Here is a 22257-nt window from a genome sequence, read left to right on the forward strand (position 1 = left end):
TCAACCCGTCGCGGCTCAGCCGCGGCATGCCCTACCGACGGGCCAACGCCACCCGCCGGCCCTTCGCCATGGAGTCCGCTATGACCTCTTCGTCGCCGGAAGAACCGCCCCGACCGACCGAACTCAGCCGCGAACAAGCCTACTTGGACCTGCTCCACGGCCGACTGGGTGCCCTGCGCGAGGAGACCGGCAGTGAACTGCGCGCCGTCCTGAGCGAGTCTTCCGGGACCGCGCAGGGACAGGTGGAGCGCGGAGCCGCGGCCGAGCGGCTCGCCCGCAAACTCCTCACGCTGGAGACCGCCGAGAGCAGACTGTGCTTCGGCCGACTGGACCGCGCCGACGACGACCGGTTCTACATCGGTCGTATCGGCGTGCCGGGCGCCGGTCCCGACGACGACCCCCTGCTCATCGACTGGCGCGCCCCCGCCGCCCGCCCCTTCTACACCGCCACGGCCGCGGCCCCGCAAGGCGTGCGCCTGCGCCGGCACCTGCATACGCGGAACCGTCGCGTGCTGCGGCTGGACGACGAACTGTTCGACGACACTTCGGGCGTGCCCGATGACGTCCAGCTCTCCGGCGAAGCCGTCCTCCTGGCCACCCTCCAGCACGGCAGGACCGGCCGGATGCACGACGCGGTCGCCACCCTCCAGGCCGAGCAGGACGAGATCATTCGCTCACCGCACGCAGGCGTCATGGTGGTCCAGGGCAGCCCAGGCACCGGCAAGACGGTCGTCGCCCTGCACCGCGCCGCCTATCTGCTCTACAGCCACGAGCGGCTGCAGCGCACCGGCGCCCTGGTGGTGGGCCCGAACTCGGTATTCCTGGAATACATCAGCCAAGTGCTGCCCGGTCTCGGCGAGACCAGCGTGCTGCTGTCCTCCGTCGGGGGGCTGTATCCCGGTCTCTCGGCATCGGCCGAGGAGCCGGCGGCGTCCGCCGAGATCAAGGGGCGCCTGGTCATGGCGGACGTCCTCGACCGTGCCGTACGGGCGCGGCAGGCCGCCGTCACCGGGCCGGTCGACGCGCTCATCGGCGGCGAGCACATCCGGCTGTCACGGGACTTCCTGGCCGACGCGGCTGCCCGTGCCACCGAGGACGGTCGGCAGCACAACCTGGCCCGGCCGGAGTTCCGCGACATACTCTTCGAAGAGCTGGCCGACCGGCTGGCCCGCGTCATCGGCGACATCGAGGTCGGCTTCGAGGAGATCCTGGCCGGCGAGATGGACGTCCAGGCCCTCGACCGCGCCGTGCAGGAAGACCTGGCCAGCGTGTTCGGACTGGATGCCAGGGCCTACGACTTCAGGGCGCGGCTGCCCGCCGAGTTCGCCGAACGCAAGGCCAACTGGTTGCACGCGTTGCCCCGGGACCCGGACGCCCGACGACTGATGGACTCCCTGTGGCCACTTCTCTCCCCGGAGCAGCTGCTGGACGACCTGTACACCGACCCTGCACGCCTCGACGAGGCCGCGCCCCAGCTCGAAGAGGAGGACCGGGCCCTGCTGGTGCGGGAACGGGGCGCGCCCTGGACCCCGTCCGACGTACCCCTCCTCGACGAAGCCGCCGAACTGCTGGGGTACGACGACCGTGCCGAGACCGAGCGGCAGGCGGCCCGCCGAGCCACCCAACGGGAATACGCCCAAGGAGTCCTGGACATCGCGCGTGGCTCCCGGGACGCGGACGGCACCGCGGACGAGCAGCTGCATGCCGCCGATCTGGTGACCGCCGAACAGCTCGCCGGGTGGCACACGCAGACGGACCTGCGCACCGTCGCGGAGCGTGCGGCGGCCGACCGGACCTGGGTCTTCGGCCATGTCATCGTCGACGAGGCGCAGGACCTCTCCCCGATGACCTGGCGCCTTCTGGTGCGCCGCTGCCCCACCCGCTCCTTCACCGTCGTCGGTGACGCGGCGCAGTCGAGTGACGCGGCCGGCGCGACGTCCTGGCGAGAGGCCCTGGAACCGTTCTTCGGCACGCGCTGGCGACTGTCCCAGCTCACCGTCAACTACCGCACCCCCGGCGAGATCATGGAGGCGTCCCGACAGGTGCTGAAGGCCATCTCGCCCGAACTGCTGCCGGCGCGGGCGGTACGCCACGGCGCCGAACCGCCGCGCTGCGCAGGTACCACGCCGGAGGAGTTCCCCGCCGGGCTGGCCGAGGCCGCGACCGCTGCGGCCCGCCGCGCGGCAGGGGGCCGCACTGCGGTCGTCGTCCCCACCGCCGACCTGGAACGGCTCGCAGCCGCCGTCGCCGCGCGGATCCCCGACGTCTCCTGGGGCGTTGACGTCGACCTGGAGAGGGACGTCGTCGTGCTCAGCGTCCGCCAGGCCAAGGGGCTGGAGTTCGACTCGGTGGTCGTGGCCGACCCCCAGGGGATGCTGGACAGCTCCGCCCGGGGCCTCAGCGACCTCTACGTGGCGCTCACCAGGGCAAGCCGGTCCCTCCACGTGCTCCATCCCGGCCCGCTGCCGGAGGTCCTGTCCCACCTGGCACAGGACCCCTCCTGACCCACGCCCTCGTCTTCAGGGCGGCTGTTCCCGCAGGCTCTCCCATTCGTCCCGAGCAGAAAGACCAACAGACAACGCCATGTCGACCACTCAAGCTCCGCCCCTCCGGCAGATCACCGGATTCCGGAACTTTTGGCTCTCCCGTGCCGTGTCCGGCCTCGGATCCGCCATCACCACCGTCGCGCTGCCCGTCCTGGTGTTCCAGGAGAGTCACTCCCCCCTCCTGGTCTCCCTCGTCGCGGCTGCCGGGACCCTGCCCTACCTCGCCTTCGGCTTGATCGCCGGTGCGGTCGCGGACCGAATGGACCGGCGCACCCTGATGATCGTGACCGACTGCCTGAGCGCCTTGAGCCTCGCCTCCATACCGGCCGCCTGGGCTCTGGACATCCTGACGGTCACCCACGTCGTGGTGGTCGCGTTCCTCTCCTCCAGCCTCTCGCTCTTCTTCGACGCCGGCGTGTACGGCTTCATCCCCGACATTGTCGGCAAGGACAAACTCACCCAGGCCAACAGCGCGATCTACGGTGCCGAGACCGTCGTCCGCATCGCCGGCAACGCCGTCGCGGGCGCCCTCATCGCGTTGATGAACCCCGTGGGCACGCTCGCCCTCGATGCCCTGAGCTTCGCCTGCTCCGCCCTGTTCATCAGGGCGGTCACCAACGTCGCCTTCCGCCCGGCCGGTTCGGGCGGCAAGCGACCGGGTTTCCGGGAATCGGTGACCGAGGGCCTGCGTTTCCTGGCCGATCACCGTACGCTGCGGACCATGACGGTGGTCGGCACGCTCCAGTCGTTCTCCGGCGGAGCCATCGTCGGCCAGCTCGTCGTCTTCGCCGACCGTGTCCTCGGCATCCACGGCTCTGACGGGCGTATCGGCCTGCTCTACATGGCGTGGAGCGCCGGGGGCATCGGCGGCTCCCTGCTGCTTCCCCGGCTGCGCAAGCGCTTCGAGGCCTTTCCGCTGCTTCTCGGGGTGCTGCCGATCGGCGCGCTCCTCGGACTCGTCGTTGTAGTCACCACGGACTGGCGGATCTCCCTGGTGGCCCTGGCGGCGTGGGGAACGGCCTACCTGGTCGTACTGGTGAACACGATGACCTACTCCCAAGAGGTCACGCCCTCCGAGCTGCAGGGCCGTGTCAACACCACACGCCGCATGCTCTCCTCGGGCCTGGGAGTCCCGCTTGGCGCCTTGGTCGCCAGCAGCATCACCGTGTCCGTCGGCATCCGGGCCGGCATGGCCACGGCTGTGGTCTCCATCGCCCTGGCCGCGGTCGTCGTCTGGGTGGTACAGCTGCGCCGCCTCCTGAGCCCCGCGGCGGAGGCATAGGCGGCCCGACGGCTCTGCGCCGCCCCGCCGGTCGGGCGGGACGGCGCGGAACCGTCGGCACTCGCGGATCAGGCTCGGTCGACCAGCACCGGCCCGTCGAAGACCGCCGCGCCGTCGGCGCGCCGCGCCACGGTGACCTGGCCGGTCATAGCGACGAGGGTCCGCCGCTCCCCGGTGTAGGGGCGTCGGCCGTGGGACTGGAGCAGGTTGTTGACGACCATGAGATCGCCGCGCTGCCACGGGAAGGCGTACGTGCAGGCGCCGAAAGCCTCGCGGACCCGGGCCATCTCCTCGTCGGAGATCGGCGAGCCGTCGCCGTACGTGGCGGTGCGGGGCATCTCCTCCTCGGGGAACAGCTCGCCGAGCGCCTCCCGGGTGGCGGCGGGCAGGTTCGAGACGTGGAAGAGGTGCGCCTGGTTGAACCAGCACTCCTCTCCGGTGCCCGGGTCCGTCACCAGGGCCGGGCCGCGCTGTGAGGTGCGCAGCCCGTAGTCGGTCCAGGTGAGGTCGATACCGTGTTCCACGCAGTACCGCTCGACCTCCGCGCAGTCCTTGGTCTGGAAGGTCTCCTGCCAGGTCAGGCCCATCCCCTCGCGGTAGGACCGGTGGTAGGCGACACCGAGCTTCCGGAAGCGGTCCAGCAGGTCGGACGGCAGACGCCGGGTCACCTCGCGCACGTCGGCGAGCGGGGTCTCACCCCCGGTCTCGGCGGACTGGAAGCAGGCGAAGAACAACCTGTGCGGAAAGACCCTGGCGTAGGCGCTCTCGTTGTGCTGGGTGATCGTCTCGGACGCCGGGTACTCCGTGGAGGTGTAGACACCTCCGCTGACGGCGCTGCGGGGCGTGGAGCGCTCCGTGTAACTGAGCAGTTCGCCACCGAAGTGCCGTGCTACTCCGGCCAGTTGCTCGGGGCTGTGCACACAGTCCCGCACCAGCACCGCGCCGACGGTGTCGAGCAGGCCCGTCAGCGCGGCGCCGTGCTCGACCACCCAGTCCTCGGTGCGTCCGCGCTCGGTCTCCGGTCGCGTGCCGGATCCCTCGTAGACGACGAGCCTGGTACCGTCGGCTCCCTCGATCCGTCCCGTGTACGACCCGAGCACCGGCAGCGCCGTGTCCTGTGGCACGGTGGTCCTCCTTTTCCTCGTGAGTGATGGTCAGCTCCGGTCGGCGGACGGCGCGGTCGTGGTGGTGCCCTCCGCACGGGAGGCCATCACCCTGACGCTTCCGGACCGGAATACGTCCGTGGGCGTCAGAGTGAGGCCCTTCCGGCGTGCCTGCGCCGACAGCTGGATGCCGAGCAGCGAATTGCCGCCGAGCGAGAAGAAGTTGTCGTCCAGGCCCACCCGCTGGACGCCGAGCAGCTCCGCGCACAGATCGGCGAGCAGTTTCTCGGCCGCGGTCATCGCGGTGTCCGCCTCATCGGCTGCCGCGGCCGGGCCGGGCTCCGGCGGCAGAGCGGCGACCAGGGCCGCGCGGTCGACCTTGCCCTGCGGGGTCAGCGGCATCCGGTGGACGAGTACCACAGCGGACGGCACCAGGTACGACGGGAGCCGGCTCGCGGCGTACGCGCGCAGCCCCTCGGCCAGGTCCGTCCTCTCCCCGGTGGCCTGGGCCTCCGGTACGACGTGCGCCACCAGGCGCAGCCCGCCGGGCATGGACACCGGGGTGACGCAGACCTGCGCGACGCGGTGGTCAGTCAGCAGTGCTGTCTCCACCTCGCCGGGCTCGACACGGTGTGAACGGATCTTCACCTGCTGGTCCTTGCGCCCGATGAACACCAGGGTCCCGTCGGGGCGCATCCGGACCAGGTCGCCCGTCCGGTACATCCGCGCACCCCGCGCGTCGAACGGATCGCGGACGAAGCGCTCCTCGGTCTGGTCCGGCCGGTTCAGGTAGCCAAGGGCCAACTGGTCTCCCGCGAGGAAGAGTTCACCGGTCGCTCCTTCTGCCACCGGCCGCAGCTGTTCGTCCAGCACATGGACGCGCACTCCGGGCGCGGGCCTGCCGATCGGGACGGGTCCACCGGTCAGTTCGGTTTTCGGGTCGACGCGGTGTGTGACACAGCCCACGGTTGCCTCGGTGGGACCGTACTCGTTGGTCACCGCCGCACCCGGCGCCCGGCGGCGCCACGCGTCGAGTTGCTCACCGAGCAACTGTTCGCCACCGACGACCAGGTCGACGGTGGCGAGGGCGGACTGCGGCAGAGCGTCCAGGACAGCCAGGTGGCTGGGCGTCACCTTGAGGAAGGTGACCGGGCCGTCGGTCCCCGCGTCGTCGGCGGTGCCGTCCGGGTCGAGCAAGGGGGCGACCCGGACGGCACCGCCCGCCGACAGCGGTCCGAAGAGCGTGGTGACAGTGAGGTCGAAGGAGACCGCCGAGTGCAGCAGGGCAGTGCCGGCGAGGCCGGGGTAGGCATCGAGGGCCCATCCCAGATAGGCCGCCAAGCCGCGATGGGGCACGACGACACCTTTGGGCGTGCCGGTGGACCCGGAGGTGTGGATCACGTATGCCGGGTCCTCCGCCCGTACCGCGCGCCCGCGTTCGTCGTCCGTCACCGTGTCGCCGGGAAGGGCTTCCAAGGCGCGCAGCGTCCCCGGGGCGTCCAGGTCCAGCCGGGCCACCGCTGTCGCCGGGGTGTAGGAGCCGGTGGTGAGCAGTACGGCGGGCCGGGCGTCGTCCAGGACGGCGGCGACGCGCGCCGCCGGATGGTCCACGTCCAGAGGAATGTAGGCGGCGCCCGCCTTGAGCGCAGCATAGAGCGTGACGATCAGCTCGACGGAGCGGGGGAGCGCGACGGCGACGATGCCGCCGGCTCCTACGCCCCGGGCCAGCAGGTGGCGTGCGAGCCGATTGGCCCGGGCGTCCAATTCGGCGTAGCTTACGGTTCTTTCGCCCTCCTGCACCGCGAGCGCCGCGGGGTTTCGGACCACCTGCGACTCCAGCAGTTCGTGGGCGAAGACGACATGGTTCATGGGCTTGCCTCTCGACTCGGGCCTGTCGCCCAGGGAAAGCGGCCGTCCGGCACGCGCGGTATGCGTCGGGAGTGCGTGGCGACCTCCTGCACGCGTCATCCGTCGGGGATAGCGCCCCGTTGAGCGCCCGGGCATCGGCGATGCCGTGCGAGCAGGCACGCGGCGACGGTGACGGACAACCCTCTCGGGCATTGACGGGTACCGCCGCGGGCCGAATCGGTAGCTGCGGCCTCCATCTCCACGGCGGCTTGGCAAGCGCCTCGGCACATGGGTCTTCGCTATTAATGGCAGACGTAAGCATCCTTGGCAAGGGGTTATTTCCTGTGGATCTCGCCCACGTACGGTAAGAGGCCGTTCAGAGCGCCTCGAGCCTGGGCGGCACGAATGACATCAGCCGGTCAAAAGGGAAATTTTCCAACGGTGAGAGGCATGGAACACACAAGTGTGACCTTGCCCCCTGCGGATCCATGGTGTTCTATAGCAGGCGAAGGTTGTAGGCGCAGGTTCACCCGGGGGAGGGAACTCTTGACTGGCGTCATCAATTGGATTTACCAAGAGGATGATCTGGAATTCGATGAAGTTCTCAGATTTGAAGAAAGCCTCTCTGGACGATACCTTCCCCTGGCTCAGAAGATAGGTTTCGATTTCCGTCTGATCAGGGCCGGCGAGATCGTGCTTTCCTGTCTCGGCAAGCCCGTGATGCGTTATCGCGGTGAAGATCTGCTGGAGACCCGGCAGTGTTACATCGCCGAAGACATCAGCATGGAGCCGCAGGGCCTCCAGCACATGCGCGCGATCTACCGGACGATCCACGCCAGTGACTCGGTTCTGCTCAACAGGTCGATCAGCGGCCCGGATTACCTGGAACGGGACAAATTGGCGCTCCTCCAGCACGCCGCCAACCTGGGCGTGCCGGGCCTGAAGGCCATTGCGGTGCCTCCCAAGAAGTACGCCCGCAAGGTCATTCCCGAGGTGGAGCGGGAGCTCGGCCCCGGCCCCTATATCGTCAAACCGCGAGAACTCGGCATGGGTGTGGGAGTCCTCAAGGTCGAGACGGATCAACAGCTCGCGTCGACCATCGATATCGTCTCCACGACGGGAACGGGCTACATCGTCCAGCAGTTCCTTCCGCATTACGCAGACATGCGTGTGTTCGTTGTCGATGGCAAGGTGGTCACTTCACTCAGTCGAAAGCCCCGGCCCGGCGGATATCTCGCCAGTATCAGCCAAGGTGGCTCGCTGGAAGTGAACGACGATCACCTTCAGGTCGAGGAATGGTGCAACAGTATAGCCGAAAGCCTGAATGCCGAATTCCTTTGTATCGATTGGCTGATGACAGATTCTGGGCCGATCCTGAACGAGTGGAGTACAGCCAGCGCCGGCTTCACGCTCCTGCCGGAGCCGCAGCTCACTCTGCTTGCCGACGCCTTTTTCGGCTGGATCAAGCGAAAATTCGAAGAAGGGACCTGACGGCGTGGCCGAGGAGACCTGGTTCGGCACTGCGGAGCTGCCGAAGGAGTCGCGACTGGCGGTTCCGGAACTCACCGAGCACCTGAATCGAACGCTGGACGACCTGGACTACCCGGTCAACAGCACCTCCATGAACCCGGTGGTTCTGCCGCAGAAGCGCTACACGGAACTCTTCGACGCCACCAGGCAGTTGCTCCGGCTGCTTCGTCGCGCGCTCTTCGGAATCGCCCCCGACTTCCACGGAAGGCTTCGCGCGCTCGGTGCGGTGGAGGAAAACTACCCGCTGTGGGTTCAGGGTCCTCTCGAAGAGACGTACGCGACGTGCATGACCCGCCCGGACATCGCCATCGGCCCGACGGGGCCCAAATTCCTCGAGTTCAACATCGGTTCCGGTATCGGCGGTGTCGTCGAGACCTCCGTGCAGTCCGCGGTCTGGAAGGCCGCATACGGTGGCGCCGACGCGGCACCCTTCCGTGCCACGCCGGACCCGCTCTCCGTACGGGACCAGATCTTCGTGCGCGCTGTGCGTGATCTGGGCACCCCTCCCGCCGTGGCCATCGTCGGGGCACTGCGGGAGTTCAACGCCGTACGCACCACGCGGTACTTCGACATCCAGGTCCAGTCGCTGCGCGGTCAGGGCCTGCAGGCGGAGTACTTCGAGCCCGAACAACTGCTCCAGGGGCTCGGCCTGGGCGGAGGCCGCTCGACGCCCCGCTACCGGCTCGGCCTGCGGCACTTCACCATCTTCGACTGGACGAGGCTCGGGATTGATCTCGCACCCATGCGCTCCGCCCTGGACGCGGAGTGCTTCCTGATCGCCTCTCAGAGCGCTTACCTCGTTGCCAACAAGAAGGTGCTCGGCTGGGTCTCCGAAGGACTGCCGTGGATGACCGCGGAGGACCACGCACTGGTCGAACGGTATCTGCCCTGGACCAGGACCGTCTCCGATCGGCAGGTGCGCTGGCGCGGTACCACCCGGCCGCTGCCCGAACTGCTGCTGTCGGAGCGGGAGGACTTCGTCCTCAAGCCGGCCATCGGACTGGGCAGCCACGGTGTCGTCCTCGGCCGCCACGTCGACGACGTTGCCTGGCGCACGACGCTGGACACGGCGCTGAGCACCGGCCAGTACATCGCGCAGGAATACGTCGAGCCCGTGCCGTACCGCGTGGAACTGCGCGCGGAAGGCAGCGAGGAAACCTACGAGACGGAAGTCCACCCGGTGCTGAGCCCGTTCCTCTTCGACGGGCAGCCCGGTGGCTGCCTGGTGCGCTACCTGCCGCCCGGTCGTGCGGGTGTCACCACCATCCAGGGCAACGGCGCATTGCCGTCAGTTGCCCTGCCCGTATGATTCGCCAGGTCGCTCCCCGACAGGAACGCGATATGACCACGCCCTTGTCCGACCGTGCTGCCCGGTGGCTGCGCACACCCCGGCCGAAGCCGTCGGCGTCCGTCCGCCTGATATGCCTGGCGCACGCCGGGGGAGCGGCCAGTTCCTGCCAGGACTGGTCGCCTTACCTCCCCGACGGCATCGAGCTGTCCGTCGTCCAGTACCCGGGCCGCCACGACCGCATCGCGGAGCCCTGCGTGGACTCGATGGACGAGATGGCCGACGAGATCGCGGCCGTCGTACGGTCCCAGGGCCGACAGGACACTGTGCTGTTCGGCCACAGCATGGGCGCGTCCGTCGCCTACGAGGTGACCGTGCGCTGCGTGGAGCACGGACACCCTCCGCGGCAGCTGATCGTCTCCGGACGCTCGGCTCCGCACCGTCCGGGCGGCGACCTGCACACCCAGGACGACGACGCGCTCGTGGCCGAATTGCGCAGCACGTCCGCCACCGACAAGGCCGTCTTTGACGACCCTGAACTTCCGGCCCTGCTCGTCCCGATGATCCGGGCCGACTACCGGCTCATCGAGCGCTACCGGCGCGAGGCACCGCCCCCGGATCGACATCCCGATCACGGTCTTCCGCGGTCGTACGGACGACCGGTTTCCACCTCTAGAGGCCGATGCCTCGCGAGAACTGATCAGTCGTGACTTTGCTCACCAGGTGTTCGAAGGCGGTCACTTCTACCTCCGCGACCGTGCCCATCAGGTGGTGCCTGGGGTCGTTCAGGCCATCGGCACGACCACGACAGCACTCCGGACGACGGCGCCCGAGGAGCCGACACATGAGCGATACCACCGCAGCCACTGCTGTCTTCGACGCTCTCGTCGAACACGACATGGGCCCCTACTTCGCCACTCCCTGCGGCGTGCTGGCGCCATTGCTGGCCCAGTTGCAGGAGCGCGCCGACTACCACGTGGTGGCACGCGAGGACAACGCCGTCGGGATGGCGGCCGGGGTGGCCCTCACCGGAGGCACCGCCACCGTGCTGATGCAGAACTCCGGGTTCGGGCAGTCCGTCAACGCCCTCGCCTCCCTGGTGGTCCCTTACCGCATCCCCATGCTTCTGATCATCAGCATGCGCGGAACCCCGCCGGACCCGACGCCCGAAAACCTCGCGATGGGGCGGCTGACCGCGCCGATCCTGGACGGCCTGGGCATCGGGCACCACTACCTCTCCGCCGGGATGGCCGACGATCAGATCCGGGACGTCCGGCGCACGGTCGTGGAGAAGCGCCACAGCCACGCCTTGCTGGTACGACCCGACGAATTCGACTGGGAGGCGTGACCGTCGTGCCTTTCGACAAGTCCACGGCCATCGCCGAGATCTTGGCCACCGCGCCCGGGATCCCCACTGTGTTCACCACCGGCTTCGCCTCCCGGGTGGCCGCGTCCCTGGACGACCGGCCGAACCACTTCTACATGACCGGCTCCATGGGCCTGGCCCTGGCTCTGGGAACCGGTGTCGCCATGGCCTCGCAGCAGCCGACGATCGTCGTCGACGGGGACGGCAGCCTGCTGATGAACCCGGCCACGCTGCTCGCCGTGGGAACGGCACCGGACCTGCCCCTGGTGCACATCGTTCTAGACGACGGCCTGTACGCCTCGACCGGTGGTCAGCCCACCCCAGGAAGGCACGCCCATCTGGCTGGGCTAGCCACGGCGAGCGGTTACCAATCCGTATGCGAGGCGATCAATCTGTCCGCTCTGCGGGCTCGGCTCACGACCGCGCTCGATGTTTCCTCGGCCGTCTTCATTCACTGCCCCGTCCAGCCGGACGCCACCCCGCCCCAGAGTCGTGTCACGCCGGATCTCCCGGGCGTCGCGATGCGCTTCTCGCAGTTTGTCAAGGCGACCGCCGCAGCGTAGTCGGCTTGTAGGGCACCCCGGCGATGCACCATGAACTCCGACGCTCCTGTCGGTTCTTCGCCGCCGATTCGCCACCGGGACCACGGGAAACCACACCCAGTCTGCTCCCTCGCTGTACGTAACAGCAGGCTCGGGGTCTCGTTCCAGGCGCCGATATGCACGGCCTCGGCGTGGGCCGACGCGAGGACGCCAGTTGGCCGACGGAGATTGCAGCGTTGCTGTGGTTGCCCTTGGCCGCGATAGGAATCGCGAGGGACGGCTCCCCAGGGCGCCAGGCCTCCGCGAAGTACTGAGGCCGGTATGTGTACTTGACCTGGTGTCCCTTCTCCCTGCTCGTAAGGGCCCACCCGGCCCGTAAGACCGTGCCGGCAGGGACGATGCTCACGGAGTGGTCCGGGAACCCGCGCCCGAGCATCTGCTTGGCGGGCGTAAGAGCTAAGCCCACGCCGAGTCCCTGCGACTGACTGGATGTTCTTGTAGCGTTTGGCGATCGTCCGTCCTTCGGGCGGCAGCCCGAGAAAGGCACCTTCGCCGCCTGCCAGTGCCTGGCTGTACTTCAGGGCTCCCCAGTGCTCGGCCCGCCCCCGCCCGCCCCTTTCCAGGACAGGGTGGTGGCCCGCTTGGACGGGCGCTCCTGCTGGGCATCGCGGTTGTGGACGCGGCCACCGGCCCGGAGTACAACCTGCTGCCCGTGTACGCCGCCGGACCAGCGGTGGCTTCAGCGCGAGGGCCGTTGCGGAACGTCGTGGCCATGGGTGCGCCGACCGTTCTCCTGTGCCTGCTGTCCGCATGGAAAGCCGACCGCTTCGGTGAGTTGCGGATGAGCGTCGCGCTCGCCGCTATCGCCTACGTCACCCTGGCATCCGCCTTCGCGGCGTAGTCACGAGTGGAGACCGAACAACGTCTCGTCGACGTGCGGGAAGTGGCCGAGACGGGCATGCCGAGACATGCACAGCAGCCGGACAGGGCGTCTGACCTGCGGGACCCCGCGACAGCCGTCACCCGGTACTCCTCAATCACCAGCCGGTCAGCAGCAGATGATTCAGGAGCAGGGGGAGCGCCACCTGTGCGGCGAGCCAAGCGCGGTGGCGGGTGAGGAGGGCACAGGCGGGGAGCAGCCACATGGCGAAGGGAAGCCAGATGCGTTCCGTCTCCGCCTTGCTCATCCCTGACAGGTCGGCGACGAGCAAGGCCAGTAGGGCGGCTGCCGTCAGAAGTGCGAGGCGGGAGTCGGCCGATGCCCGGTCGCCCGAGCCGTCCGGGCGGCTGAGGACGCCACCCGGTCCGTTCGCCAGTACCGCGCCGCCCCGCCGTAGGCCCGCGGCCGTCGCCGGGCCGGTGATGAGGACGGTGCACGCAAGGTTGGCCCACACCCAGTACCCGTACGGACGGGTGCCGCCCGCGCCCTGGTAATAGCGGACGACCAGCAGGTGGTACCCCTCCCACCAGTCGAATCCGGCGAGCGTGAACGCGATCGGCACGACGGTCGCGCCGACGAGCAAGGGGGCAAGTAGCAGGGGGCGTTCGCGGACTTCGTGCCGACAGAGGAACAGAACCGCGACGGCGATGAACGCGAAGAGTGTGAGGCCGTAGGAGAGGTAGCAGGTCAGACCGAACAACAGACCGGACGCGGCGGCGGCCCGTAGGGAGCCCCGGGTCAGCGCGACGGCCAGCAGAGCCACCGCCCAGGCGGCGACGGCGGCGAAGTAGGCGTCTGCCGAGGTGCCCATCCACACCGCGGCCGGCGCGACGGCCAGGAAGGGAGCTGCCCGCCGCGCCGGGCGCTCGCCGGCCAGGGCACGCACCGCGACCAGCACGGCCACGCAGGCGGTCGCTCCGACCGAGATGCACCACACCCCCGCCCAGCCGCCTCCCCGCAGACCCAGCCGGTCGAGCAGGACGAACGTCAGGGTGGCCGCCGGAGGGTGCCCGGCCACGTGGGCCGGCCAGTTGCCGGGGGAGTGGATCAGGATGTGCTGCGTGAAGCCGCCCAGAGCCGCCGGGACGTCATGGAAGCGGTCGATGACCTGGAGGTATTCGTTGCGCGTCGTGAGACGGACGGCGATGCCCCGGCGGGGGCCGTCGACCAGGGCGAGGGAGAAGATCCAGGCCATGGACGTGACCCACGCCAGCGGGGGCAGGACCCGCCACGGTATCCGGACGGAGAGGGCGGGGCCGTGGGCGACCGTGAGGACCGCGACGAGCAGAGCCGCGGGGGTGCCAGGACCGACGTGGGGCCGCCAGGAGCCGAGCACCGGTGGCCAGCCGACGGACAGCGTGTGACGGGTGTCCTGGATGTGGTGTCCGATCAGCACGGCGGCAGTCACCAGCAGCACGGCCGCCGCGGCGGCGTACAGGTCGTAGCGGTCGCCGTCGGACGGGCGGGGCGCGGGGCGCGGGGGATGCGGTTCGGTGCGAGGCACGGTGCGGATCACGTCCCGAACGCTAGGGCGGCAAGACCTCCGCCCACCCCCGTCCGGGCGGGACGTCAGAGTTTCGTCATGAGTCGCGCGGACCGCAAGGGAAGGGCTGCGGCCTACGGTCGGACCATGAGAGACGACCCGCGGTTCCCGACGTCCCCCGCCTTCTGGCGCAGTCCTCTGCGGGGCCCGCGGCTGACGTCCGTGCTCGGTCTCGTCCTGCTCGGCGGCGTCATGGTGTTGTTCGTGACGGGCTTGCTCTCGTACGCCGCCTACAACCCCGGTCTGTCGCCCGTGAACGACAAGACCCCCGGCAAGGGGATCCTCGGGTTCTACCTGTTTCCCTGGCCCACGAGCCCCCACTGGTCGTACCGAGTCGTCCAGGGTGTCCACGTGACCCTCGGCATCTCCCTGATCCCGGTGCTGCTCGGCAAGTTGTGGTCGGTGGTACCGAAGCTGTTCGCCCTGCCGCCGGCCCGGTCCGTCGTCCACGCACTGGAGCGGATCTCGCTGCTGCTGCTGGTCGGGGGCGGGCTGTTCGTCTTCGTGACCGGGGTCTTCAACGTCCAGCTGAACTACGTCTTCCCGGGTTCCTTCTACCCGTTGCACTTCTACGGGGCGTGGGTCTTCTTCGCGGCGTTCCTGGCGCACGCGCTGCTGAAGACACCGGCCGCCCTGCGCAACGTGCGACACCTGCGGGAGGAACGGGCCGACCTCGTGGCCCCGGAACCCGCCCCTCCGACGGTCTCGCGCCGTGGTGCGCTGTGGTTCGTCGGAGGAGGCTCGCTGCTGCTGTTCGGTACGACGGTCGGGCGGAGCTCCGACGTCCTGCGCGGGACCGCGCTGCTCGCGCCGCACGGAGGCGCCGAACCCGGCCGCGGTCCGAACGGATTCCAGATCAACAAGACGGCCGCGTACGCCGGGATCGGTGTGGCGGAGACGGGCGAGGACGCCTGGCGGCTCGTCGTCACCGGGCGCACCGGAACCGTCCGCCTCGCCCGGACGGACCTTCTCCGGCTCCCGCTGCACAGCTCGGCGTTGCCGATCGCCTGCGTCGAGGGCTGGTCGACGTCCGACCAGTGGTGGCGCGGGGTGCGGCTGCGGGACCTCGCGGCGCTCGTGGGCCACGACGGCGATCCGCCGGACGTGTTCGTCGAGTCCCTCCAGCGGCACGGTTCCTTCCGCCGGTCGGCCCTGCGCGCCAACCAGGTCGCCGATTCGCGCTCCCTGCTGGCCCTGTACGTCAACGGTGAGGATCTGTCGCCCGACCACGGGTTTCCCGCCCGGGTGATCGTGCCCGCCGCGCCCGGAGTGCTGAACACCAAGTGGGTGGCCCGCCTGACGTTCGGAGAACTGTGATGCACCGACGTTTTCCCGTCGGCAGCCCGCTGCGACTGCTGCTGTTCGCCTGTTCGTTCGCTCTCACCGCGTACGCGGGTGTTCGCCTCCTCGCGGACGACTGGCTCCGCGTGGGACTGTGGATCGTCGGGGCGGCGCTGCTGCACGACCTCGTGCTGCTGCCCCTGTACGCGGCGGCGGACCGGGCCGCGGTACACGCTCTCGAAGCGGCCGGTCGCCGGGAGTGGGCGATGTACCTACGGGCTCCCGCCGCACTGTCCGGCCTGCTGCTCCTCGTGTGGTTCCCGCTGATCAGCGGGATGGTGAGCCGGCGTTACCGGCTCGCCACGGGGCTGCCGTCGGACGGGTTCCTCTCCCGCTGGCTGCTGATCACCGCCGCCCTCTTCGGCGGCTCGGCGCTGCTGCTCGCCCTGCGGCTGCGGAGGGCGGCGAACCGACGGCCGCCGGCCGACCACTGAGCCGTCCGCTCCCACTCCGGGGCATGCCGGTACAACGCCGGGGTGCCGACCCGTGCCCAGGGAAAGCGGGCGCCCGCGGTGGTGCGCGCGTCCGTGATGTGGACGCGCAGGCGCTCGTCGACGTCGACCGGCGCGGTCTCGGCGATCATCAGCCCACCTGGAGCGAGGAGACCGGCGACCCGCTCGACGAGCGCGCGCGGGTCCCCGCCGATGCCTACGTTGCCGTCCATGAGCAGGACCGTTCCCCAACGGCCCTCGCCCGGCAGCCGATCGAACACGGAGCGCCGCAGCGCCGCCCCGCCGAGCCGCACCGTGTGGTCGACCGCGGCCTCGCTGACATCGACGCCGAGGGCGGTCCTGCCCCGGGCGGCGAGTTCCGCCACCAGACGGCCGGGTCCGCACCCGACGTCGAGCACGGTGCCCTCGCACCGGTCGAGTACGTCGAGATCCACCGGGTCGGCTCTGGAACACCACCGTTCCACTTCCAGCGGCAGCAGCCAGCCGTCGTCCCGGCGCAGGAACAACGGTCCCCGTCCGGCGCGCAGGGCCGCGGCGTAGGAGTCGGCGGCCGCCCACGGGGGTGCGGTGGTGGTACTCATCGGCCGTCCTCTCCCGTCGTGCGGCGGGCAAGCCGCGCCGCGAAACGGCTGTGCGGCGCCAGGGCGGCCACCGCGTGGGCGTCGGCCGCGAGGTCGACGTCCCGGAGGGCCGGGAGGTCGCGTACCCGCAGGCCGGCCGCGACCAGTCGTTGCCGCTGCACGGCGCCTGTCCGCGACGTCGACATGGGCACGCCCCGCAGCAGATCAGGATCGGGGCGGGACAGGCCGAGAGCCCAGAATCCGCCGTCCTCGGCCGGACCGAAGTACGCGTCGCACTCGGTGAAGTCCACGTCGAGCAAGTGCGGTGTCACTTGAGGGGTGTCCATGCCGATGAGCAGGGCCGGTCCGTCGCAGTGCGCGAACGCCCGCGCCAGCCGCTCGTCCAGGCCACCGCCGCACTGCGGAACCACGTCGAACCCGGGAGGCAGCCAGGGTCCCGGGGCACCGTCGAGGACGAGTACCCGCCGAGACGCGGACGTCGCGGCCACCGCGAGAAGGGTGTCGGCGAGCGCTGCCTCCGCGAGTCCCGCCGCTTCCTCGGGGGTGAAGGTCGGCGTGAGCCGCGTCTTCACGCGGCCCGGCCGTGGTTCCTTGGCCATCACGAGGAGTGTGGTCACCCCGTGCTCCCTTCCGTGCGCGCGGCCGTCTCCCGCAGGACCCGGCTCATGTCCCGTACCGCCTGCCAGGTGCCGCGCCAGGTGCCCGTCACCTTCGACGTGCCGGCGCGCGGCAGATACGGCACGTCGCGCTCCACGACACGCCAGTTCGCGTCCGCCGCCCGTACCACCATCTGTAGGGGGTAGCCGCTGCGTCGATCGGTGAGGCCGAGGGAGAGCAGCGGATCGCGACGCGCTGCGCGCAGGGGACCGAGGTCGTGCAGGCGAAGGCCGGTACGCCGGCGCACCATGTGCGCGAGAGCGAGGTTGCCCACGCGGGCGTGTACGGGCCAGACGCCCCGGGTGTGCGGAATACGCCTTCCGAGGACCAGGTCGGCGCCTTTGGAGCGGACCTCTTCGACGAACGGCACGAGCCGCGCGGGATCGAGAGAGGCGTCGCAGTCGCAGAAGCAGACGATGTCGGCCGTGGCAGCGGTCAGTCCCGCGTGGCAGGCGGCGCCGAAGCCCCGGCGCGTCTCGTGCACGACGGTCGCGCCGAGTGCGCGGGCGATCTCCGCCGAACCGTCGTCCGAGCCGTTGTCGACGACCAGGGCACGCCAACCATCGGGAATCCGCGCGAGCACCCAGGGCAGTGCCTCGGCCTCGTTCAGGCAGGGGAGGACGACATCGACGTCCGGTGGTGTGGTCACGCCCTTCACCCTACGAGCGCGAATCGGACAGTTCGGGCCTGCGGTCCTTACGAAACGCGGACGTCGGGGCTGCGCGAGGGCCCAGCGGCCAGGAAGTCGACGGGGTGGTGCAGGGTGGGGGACATGCAACAGCCGTACGAGTCCTCGGGCGCACCAGCAGCAGGCCCGTCCCCCCGGATCCTTGTCGTCGACGACGATCCGACCGTCGCCGAGGTCGTCGCCGGATACCTCGGCCGGGCAGGTCACCTCGTGGACCGCGCACCCGACGGGCCGACGGCGCTCCTCCACGCCGCCGCACACCGGCCGGACCTGGTCGTACTGGACCTGATGCTGCCCGGCATGGACGGTCTGGAAGTCTGCCGACGACTGCGCGAACGCGGGCCGGTCCCCGTCATCATGCTCACCGCCCGCGGCGACGAGGGCGACCGGATCCTCGGCCTGGAGGTCGGCGCCGACGACTACGTCACCAAACCCTTCAGCCCCAGGGAACTCGTTCTGCGGGTCGAGTCGGTACTGCGCCGCTCAAGGCCCGACTCGGGGGCACGTCCCTTCGGGGCGGACGGACTCACCGTGGACCCTTCAGCCCGCCGCGCCACCAAAGACGGATACGAACTCGCCCTCACACTGCGGGAATTCGACCTTCTCGCCTTCTTCCTGAGGAACCCTGGGCGCGCCTGGAGCCGAGAGGATCTGATGCGTGAGGTGTGGGGCTGGGACTTCGGGGATCTGTCGACCGTCACCGTCCACGTCCGGCGGCTGCGCGCCAAGATCGAGGAAGACCCGGCTCAACCCCGTCTGATCCAGACCGTGTGGGGCGTCGGCTATCGCTTCGAACCGGGGCTGCGCCCCGCGGCGCGGGAGCGGGACGGGCAGTCGGCCGGACAGGCGCGCCGGGAGGCGGGCAGCCGTGGGTGACATCCTCCTCATCGCGCTGTACGCGTTCGCGGGTGCCGCCGTCACCGGCTCGGCGGGAGCGGTCGTCCTGCGGATGATCCGCCGCCGGTCGCTCACCGCCTCCCTCGCCGTCGCCGCGACGGTGGGGGTGCTGGCCATGCTCGCCGGAACACTGGCCGTGGCCTGGGCGATGTTCCTCTCACCCCACGACCTGACGGTCGTGACGACTGTCGTCGCCATGGCGGCCGTCGTCTCCCTGGCCACCGCCCTGCTGCTGGGACGCTGGGTCGTCGCCCGCAGCCACGAACTGGCCGATGCCGCCCGCACCTTCGGCGACGGCCCGTTCGCCGCGCCCGACGGCCCGGCCACCGCCGAGCTGGAGGCGGTCAGCCGCGAGCTCGCGGCCACCAGCGCGAGACTCGCCGAATCCCGTGAGCGTGAGCGGGCACTGGAGGCGTCCAGGCGGGAACTCGTCGCCTGGATCTCGCACGACCTGCGCACTCCGCTGGCCGGGCTGCGCGCCATGTCGGAGGCGCTGGAGGACGGCGTCGCACCGGACCCCGCCCGCTACCTCGCGCAGATCCGCACCGAGGTCGAACGGCTCAACGGCATGGTCGGAGACCTCTTCGAACTCTCCCGCATCCACGCCGGCACTCTCGCGCTGGCCCCTTCACGCATCTCCCTGTACGACCTCGTCGGCGACGCGCTGGCGGGAGCCGACCCCCTCGCCTGTGAGTACGGCGTCAAGCTGGTGGGCAACCGGGTCGAACCCGTTCCGGTCGAGGTGGACGCCAAGGAGATGAGCCGGGTGCTCGGCAATCTCCTGATCAACGCCATCCGGCGCACCCCGGCGGACGGCACCGTCGCCGTCGCTGCCGAACGGGCTCCCGAAGGCGTGGTGTTGTCGGTGACGGACGGTTGCGGCGGCATTCCCGAGGAAGACCTCGCGCGGGTCTTCGACACCGGCTGGCGAGGCACCGACGCCCGTACGCCGCCGGCCGGAGCGGGCCTGGGGCTCGCCATCGTCCGAGGGATCGTCGAGGCGCACCAGGGCCGGGCCACCGTGCGCAACATCCCCGGTGGCTGCAGCTTCGAGGTCACCCTGCCCGTACGGTCCTGACCGACCGTCCGGAGCTCCGGTCCCAGCGCGCCGGGGGCCGCCCCGGACAACTCTCGCATGCCACCGGCGCTCCCCGGACCGGCTCATCCGCTCCTCAGCCCGCTTTCGTGAACTCCCGCATCCCCTCGTCGAAGCCGATCTCCGGCTTCCAACCCAACTCGGTCCGCAGGAGCGAGGAGTCGGCCGTGATGTGCCGCACGTCGCCCAGACGGTACTCGCCCGTGACGACGGGTCCGGGACCCCCGCAGGCGCCGGCCAGGGCCCGCGCCATCTCGCCGACGGTGTGCGGCTCCCCGCTGCCGGTGTTGTACACCGTCAGCGCTCCGTCCCGCGCGGCGGCCTCCAACGCCGCCACGTTCGCGGCAGCCACGTCCCGTACGTGCACGAAGTCCCGTCGCTGCCGCCCGTCCTCGAAGACCCGTGGCGCTTCGCCCCGGGCCAGTGCGGACCGGAAGAAGGAGGCCACTCCCGCGTACGGGGTGTCGCGGGGCATCCGGGGCCCGTACACGTTGTGGTAACGCAACGACACCGCCGAGCCGCCCGTCGAACGGGCCCAGGCCGCCGCCAGATTCTCCTGCGTGAGCTTGGTCGTCGCGTACACGTTGCGCGGATCGAGAGGGGAGTCCTCAGCGGTGAGGCCGGCGGACAGCTGGTTCCCGCACGATGGGCACCTCGGCTCGTACACGCCCGACCGGAGGTCGTCGGCGGTTCGTGGACCGGGCCGCACCACCCCGTGCCGGACGCAGTCGTACCGCCCCTCTCCATACACCACCATCGACCCGGCCAGCACGAGTCGGTCCACGCCGGCCGCCGCCATCGCGGACAGCACGACGGCCGTACCCAGGTCGTTGTGGGAGACGTACTCCGCCGCGTCGGCGACCCCGTTCCCCAGCCCGACCATGGCAGCCTGGTGGCAGACCGCGTCGATCCCGTCGAGGGCACGGGTGACCGCCGCCGCATCGCGCACGTCCGCTCCCGGATCGTTTCGCACGTCGTACACCACCGCCTCATGGCCGTACGCACGCAACGCATCGACGACATGGGACCCGATGAAGCCGGCTCCGCCGGTAACCAGAACACGCATACGGGCACGTTAAGCCCGCCGTGCACGAGGACTCCGCGGCCGGCCAGGTACGTCATCACTCCGTAAGGAGGCGCCGGGCAAGACGGGGGAGGGAGTGAGACCCGGCCGGGTCGGACGGGCCGCGAAGGGTAGCCCACGTGTCTCGTGCATTCGGCACCGCGGCGGCCAGCGCGTCCAGGCCAGGTTGATGTTTGGGCGGGGTCGATACACGGCGCGCCCGACATCGTTTTGTCCAGCTTCAACGGCGGCTGCTGGAGACGTTCGGGGGGTAGCAGCCGCCGTTAAGGCTGGACAATGAGGCTGCGTAGAGGTGGCGGCGGTCAGGACATCGCCGACCGTCGACTCTCCTCCGGGTACCGAGGCACTGGTCCCCGGAGAAGATCACGTGATTGAGGACGCGGTGGGCATTGTCGTAGTGACGGTGCCGGCGACGGACGAGCCTGCGAGAGCGAGGAGCGGGACGCGCCTGCGGGGCCACATCCTGTGGTCAAGGACCAAGACGGGACGGGAGCACACGCTGCCGGCCTGGATGCGGGCGATCGACCGCATCGGCCCGGGCAGGGCGGCCGGTCCCGCCGCCCTGCTCGCGACCGCACAGACCTTGCGAAGCTCCCCCGACCGACATTGCGGCGCACTGCCCCGCATGTCGGCGCTCCGGTGGCGGGAACGGTTGCCCGAATCGGGGGAAGAGAACTGATCACGGTTCAGTCCCTGTCGGATGGAGGAGCGCATGGCGAAGAGCCGGGCAGAGACGAGGTTCAGGCATCCGCGTCATGAGCGGCGAGGTGAGGCGCGACTGCCCGCCGTCGTGGCGACCCTCGTGGCGATCGTCCTCTACCTGGCGCTCCCGCAGCAGTTGCTGGTCGCCCCGCGGTTCGTGCTGCCCGGCCTGGAACTGCTTCTCCTCGTCCCCCTGGTGGCGATCAACCCCCGACGCCTCACCCGCCAGACCCGGACGTTCCGCGTGCTGTCCCTGACTCTCGTGCTCGTGATCGCGGCGAGCAACATGACCGCGCTGGGCATCCTGGTCCACGAACTGATCCACGCCGGGGTCAAGGACGGGCCCGCGCTGCTCACGGCGGCCTTGCAGGTGTGGCTGACGAACATCATCGTGTTCGGGCTGGCCTTCTGGGAACTGGACCGCGGCGGCCCCGTCACGCGGACACAGGCACCCCGGGACGAACTGCCCCTGGCGGACTTCCGGTTCTCCCAGGACGAGAACGACGACGCGGTCCAAGAGGTCGCCGACGGTGCGAGCGGCTCCTCGGACTGGGTGCCCACCCTCGTGGACTACCTGTACATCTCCGTGACGAACTCCACCGCCTTCAGCCCCACCGACACCATGCCGCTCTCCAGCCGCGCCAAACTGCTGATGGGCGTCGAGAGCATCGCGGCACTCACGACGTCACTGCTCGTCATCGCACGTGCCGTCAGCGTCCTGCACTGACACCGCGGGCCGCGTCGCGTCAGGAATTGCGTCAGTCGGTCCGA

Annotated in this window: 19 protein-coding genes; 12 read left to right on the plus strand and 7 right to left on the minus strand. The window is 70.0% G+C overall.

The genetic code is table 11. From position 1 onward, the window contains the following. Window positions 1-80: 80 nt before the first annotated feature. Together OG599_RS32315 and OG599_RS32320 are read left to right on the plus strand one after the other, a co-directional pair. A complete protein-coding gene (locus tag OG599_RS32315) occupies window positions 81-2504 on the plus strand; it encodes a HelD family protein (protein WP_327179510.1) in 2424 nt (807 codons plus the stop codon). Window positions 2505-2583: 79 nt separating this feature from the next. After that, complete coding sequence (locus tag OG599_RS32320) at window positions 2584-3828, plus strand: MFS transporter (protein WP_327179511.1); 1245 nt, start codon at window positions 2584-2586, stop codon at window positions 3826-3828. Between the two features lie 68 nt (window positions 3829-3896). Here OG599_RS32320 and OG599_RS32325 read toward each other — a convergent pair whose 3' ends face one another. Both OG599_RS32325 and OG599_RS32330 read right to left on the minus strand, forming a co-directional pair. Then, complete coding sequence (locus tag OG599_RS32325; RefSeq protein ID WP_327179512.1) at window positions 3897-4952, minus strand: TauD/TfdA family dioxygenase; 1056 nt, start codon at window positions 4950-4952, stop codon at window positions 3897-3899. 30 nt (window positions 4953-4982) lie between these two features. Beyond that, window positions 4983-6800, minus strand: a complete 1818-nt coding sequence (locus tag OG599_RS32330) for a non-ribosomal peptide synthetase (protein WP_327179513.1) — start codon at window positions 6798-6800, stop codon at window positions 4983-4985. Between the two features lie 525 nt (window positions 6801-7325). Here OG599_RS32330 and OG599_RS32335 point away from each other — a divergent pair. From OG599_RS32335 to OG599_RS32360, 6 genes are all read left to right on the plus strand, one after another. Further along, complete coding sequence (locus OG599_RS32335; RefSeq protein ID WP_327179514.1) at window positions 7326-8270, plus strand: ATP-grasp domain-containing protein; 945 nt, start codon at window positions 7326-7328, stop codon at window positions 8268-8270. A gap of 4 nt (window positions 8271-8274) precedes the next feature. Further along, the gene (locus tag OG599_RS32340) at window positions 8275-9618 is read left to right on the plus strand and encodes a hypothetical protein (protein ID WP_327179515.1); all 1344 of its coding nucleotides are present in this window, start codon (window positions 8275-8277) and stop codon (window positions 9616-9618) included. Window positions 9619-9650: 32 nt separating this feature from the next. Further along, the gene (locus OG599_RS32345; protein ID WP_327179516.1) at window positions 9651-10307 is read left to right on the plus strand and encodes a thioesterase II family protein; all 657 of its coding nucleotides are present in this window, start codon (window positions 9651-9653) and stop codon (window positions 10305-10307) included. Window positions 10308-10441: 134 nt separating this feature from the next. After that, window positions 10442-10945, plus strand: a complete 504-nt coding sequence (locus OG599_RS32350) for a thiamine pyrophosphate-binding protein (RefSeq protein WP_327179517.1) — start codon at window positions 10442-10444, stop codon at window positions 10943-10945. Further along, window positions 10942-11526 (plus strand): thiamine pyrophosphate-dependent enzyme, encoded by a 585-nt coding sequence (locus OG599_RS32355; protein WP_327179518.1) that lies wholly within the window; start codon window positions 10942-10944, stop codon window positions 11524-11526. The genes OG599_RS32350 and OG599_RS32355 overlap by 4 nt, the downstream gene beginning before the upstream one ends. A gap of 751 nt (window positions 11527-12277) precedes the next feature. After that, window positions 12278-12406 (plus strand): hypothetical protein, encoded by a 129-nt coding sequence (locus OG599_RS32360; RefSeq protein ID WP_327179519.1) that lies wholly within the window; start codon window positions 12278-12280, stop codon window positions 12404-12406. A gap of 136 nt (window positions 12407-12542) precedes the next feature. Here OG599_RS32360 and OG599_RS32365 read toward each other — a convergent pair whose 3' ends face one another. Continuing rightward, window positions 12543-13961 (minus strand): hypothetical protein, encoded by a 1419-nt coding sequence (locus tag OG599_RS32365; protein ID WP_442809617.1) that lies wholly within the window; start codon window positions 13959-13961, stop codon window positions 12543-12545. Between the two features lie 114 nt (window positions 13962-14075). Between OG599_RS32365 and OG599_RS32370 the strand changes: the two genes are divergently transcribed. Continuing rightward, window positions 14076-15305, plus strand: a complete 1230-nt coding sequence (locus OG599_RS32370; protein ID WP_327179520.1) for a molybdopterin-dependent oxidoreductase — start codon at window positions 14076-14078, stop codon at window positions 15303-15305. A gap of 313 nt (window positions 15306-15618) precedes the next feature. On the opposite strand, the gene OG599_RS32375 is transcribed toward OG599_RS32370, so the two are convergent. Genes OG599_RS32375 through OG599_RS32385 form a run of 3 tightly spaced genes read right to left on the minus strand, consistent with a single transcriptional unit; the run spans window position 15619 to window position 17677 of the window. Next, entirely contained in the window at window positions 15619-16362 is a 744-nt protein-coding gene (locus tag OG599_RS32375) for a class I SAM-dependent methyltransferase (protein ID WP_327179521.1), read from the minus strand. Beyond that, window positions 16359-16979 carry a TIGR04282 family arsenosugar biosynthesis glycosyltransferase gene (locus OG599_RS32380; RefSeq protein ID WP_327179522.1) on the minus strand — a complete coding sequence of 207 codons (621 nt, stop codon included), beginning with the start codon at window positions 16977-16979 and terminating at the stop codon, window positions 16359-16361. The genes OG599_RS32375 and OG599_RS32380 overlap by 4 nt, the downstream gene beginning before the upstream one ends. Further along, window positions 16976-17677, minus strand: coding sequence for a glycosyltransferase family 2 protein (locus OG599_RS32385; RefSeq protein WP_327179523.1), 702 nt, complete (start codon window positions 17675-17677; stop codon window positions 16976-16978). Before OG599_RS32385 ends, OG599_RS32380 begins: the two co-directional genes overlap by 4 nt. Window positions 17678-17791: 114 nt before the next feature. Between OG599_RS32385 and OG599_RS32390 the strand changes: the two genes are divergently transcribed. Both OG599_RS32390 and OG599_RS32395 read left to right on the plus strand, forming a co-directional pair. Continuing rightward, complete coding sequence (locus tag OG599_RS32390) at window positions 17792-18583, plus strand: response regulator transcription factor (protein ID WP_327179524.1); 792 nt, start codon at window positions 17792-17794, stop codon at window positions 18581-18583. Continuing rightward, window positions 18576-19682, plus strand: a complete 1107-nt coding sequence (locus OG599_RS32395; RefSeq protein WP_327179525.1) for a sensor histidine kinase — start codon at window positions 18576-18578, stop codon at window positions 19680-19682. The genes OG599_RS32390 and OG599_RS32395 overlap by 8 nt, the downstream gene beginning before the upstream one ends. Before the next feature lie 94 nt (window positions 19683-19776). On the opposite strand, the gene OG599_RS32400 is transcribed toward OG599_RS32395, so the two are convergent. Next, window positions 19777-20766 carry an NAD-dependent epimerase/dehydratase family protein gene (locus tag OG599_RS32400; RefSeq protein ID WP_327179526.1) on the minus strand — a complete coding sequence of 330 codons (990 nt, stop codon included), beginning with the start codon at window positions 20764-20766 and terminating at the stop codon, window positions 19777-19779. 730 nt (window positions 20767-21496) lie between these two features. Between OG599_RS32400 and OG599_RS32405 the strand changes: the two genes are divergently transcribed. Then, window positions 21497-22213, plus strand: coding sequence for a hypothetical protein (locus tag OG599_RS32405; RefSeq protein ID WP_327179527.1), 717 nt, complete (start codon window positions 21497-21499; stop codon window positions 22211-22213). The last annotated feature ends 44 nt before the right edge of the window (window positions 22214-22257 follow it).

Origin of the sequence: Streptomyces sp. NBC_01335 (assembly GCF_035953295.1) — a bacterium.
Taxonomy (GTDB): Bacteria; Actinomycetota; Actinomycetes; order Streptomycetales; family Streptomycetaceae; genus Streptomyces.

Bases quoted from the DNA above. Each gene is read 5' to 3' on its own strand.
- OG599_RS32375 (WP_327179521.1), bottom strand. From the start codon at position 16,362: ATGAGTACCACCACCGCACCCCCGTGGGCGGCCGCCGACTCCTACGCC.
- OG599_RS32360 (WP_327179519.1), top strand. From the start codon at position 12,278: ATGGGTGCGCCGACCGTTCTCCTGTGCCTGCTGTCCGCATGGAAAGCC.
- OG599_RS32400 (WP_327179526.1), bottom strand. From the start codon at position 20,766: ATGCGTGTTCTGGTTACCGGCGGAGCCGGCTTCATCGGGTCCCATGTC.
- OG599_RS32405 (WP_327179527.1), top strand. From the start codon at position 21,497: ATGGCGAAGAGCCGGGCAGAGACGAGGTTCAGGCATCCGCGTCATGAG.
- OG599_RS32320 (WP_327179511.1), top strand. From the start codon at position 2,584: ATGTCGACCACTCAAGCTCCGCCCCTCCGGCAGATCACCGGATTCCGG.
- OG599_RS32315 (WP_327179510.1), top strand. From the start codon at position 81: ATGACCTCTTCGTCGCCGGAAGAACCGCCCCGACCGACCGAACTCAGC.
- OG599_RS32390 (WP_327179524.1), top strand. From the start codon at position 17,792: ATGCAACAGCCGTACGAGTCCTCGGGCGCACCAGCAGCAGGCCCGTCC.
- OG599_RS32330 (WP_327179513.1), bottom strand. From the start codon at position 6,800: ATGAACCATGTCGTCTTCGCCCACGAACTGCTGGAGTCGCAGGTGGTC.
- OG599_RS32370 (WP_327179520.1), top strand. From the start codon at position 14,076: ATGAGAGACGACCCGCGGTTCCCGACGTCCCCCGCCTTCTGGCGCAGT.
- OG599_RS32345 (WP_327179516.1), top strand. From the start codon at position 9,651: ATGACCACGCCCTTGTCCGACCGTGCTGCCCGGTGGCTGCGCACACCC.
- OG599_RS32350 (WP_327179517.1), top strand. From the start codon at position 10,442: ATGAGCGATACCACCGCAGCCACTGCTGTCTTCGACGCTCTCGTCGAA.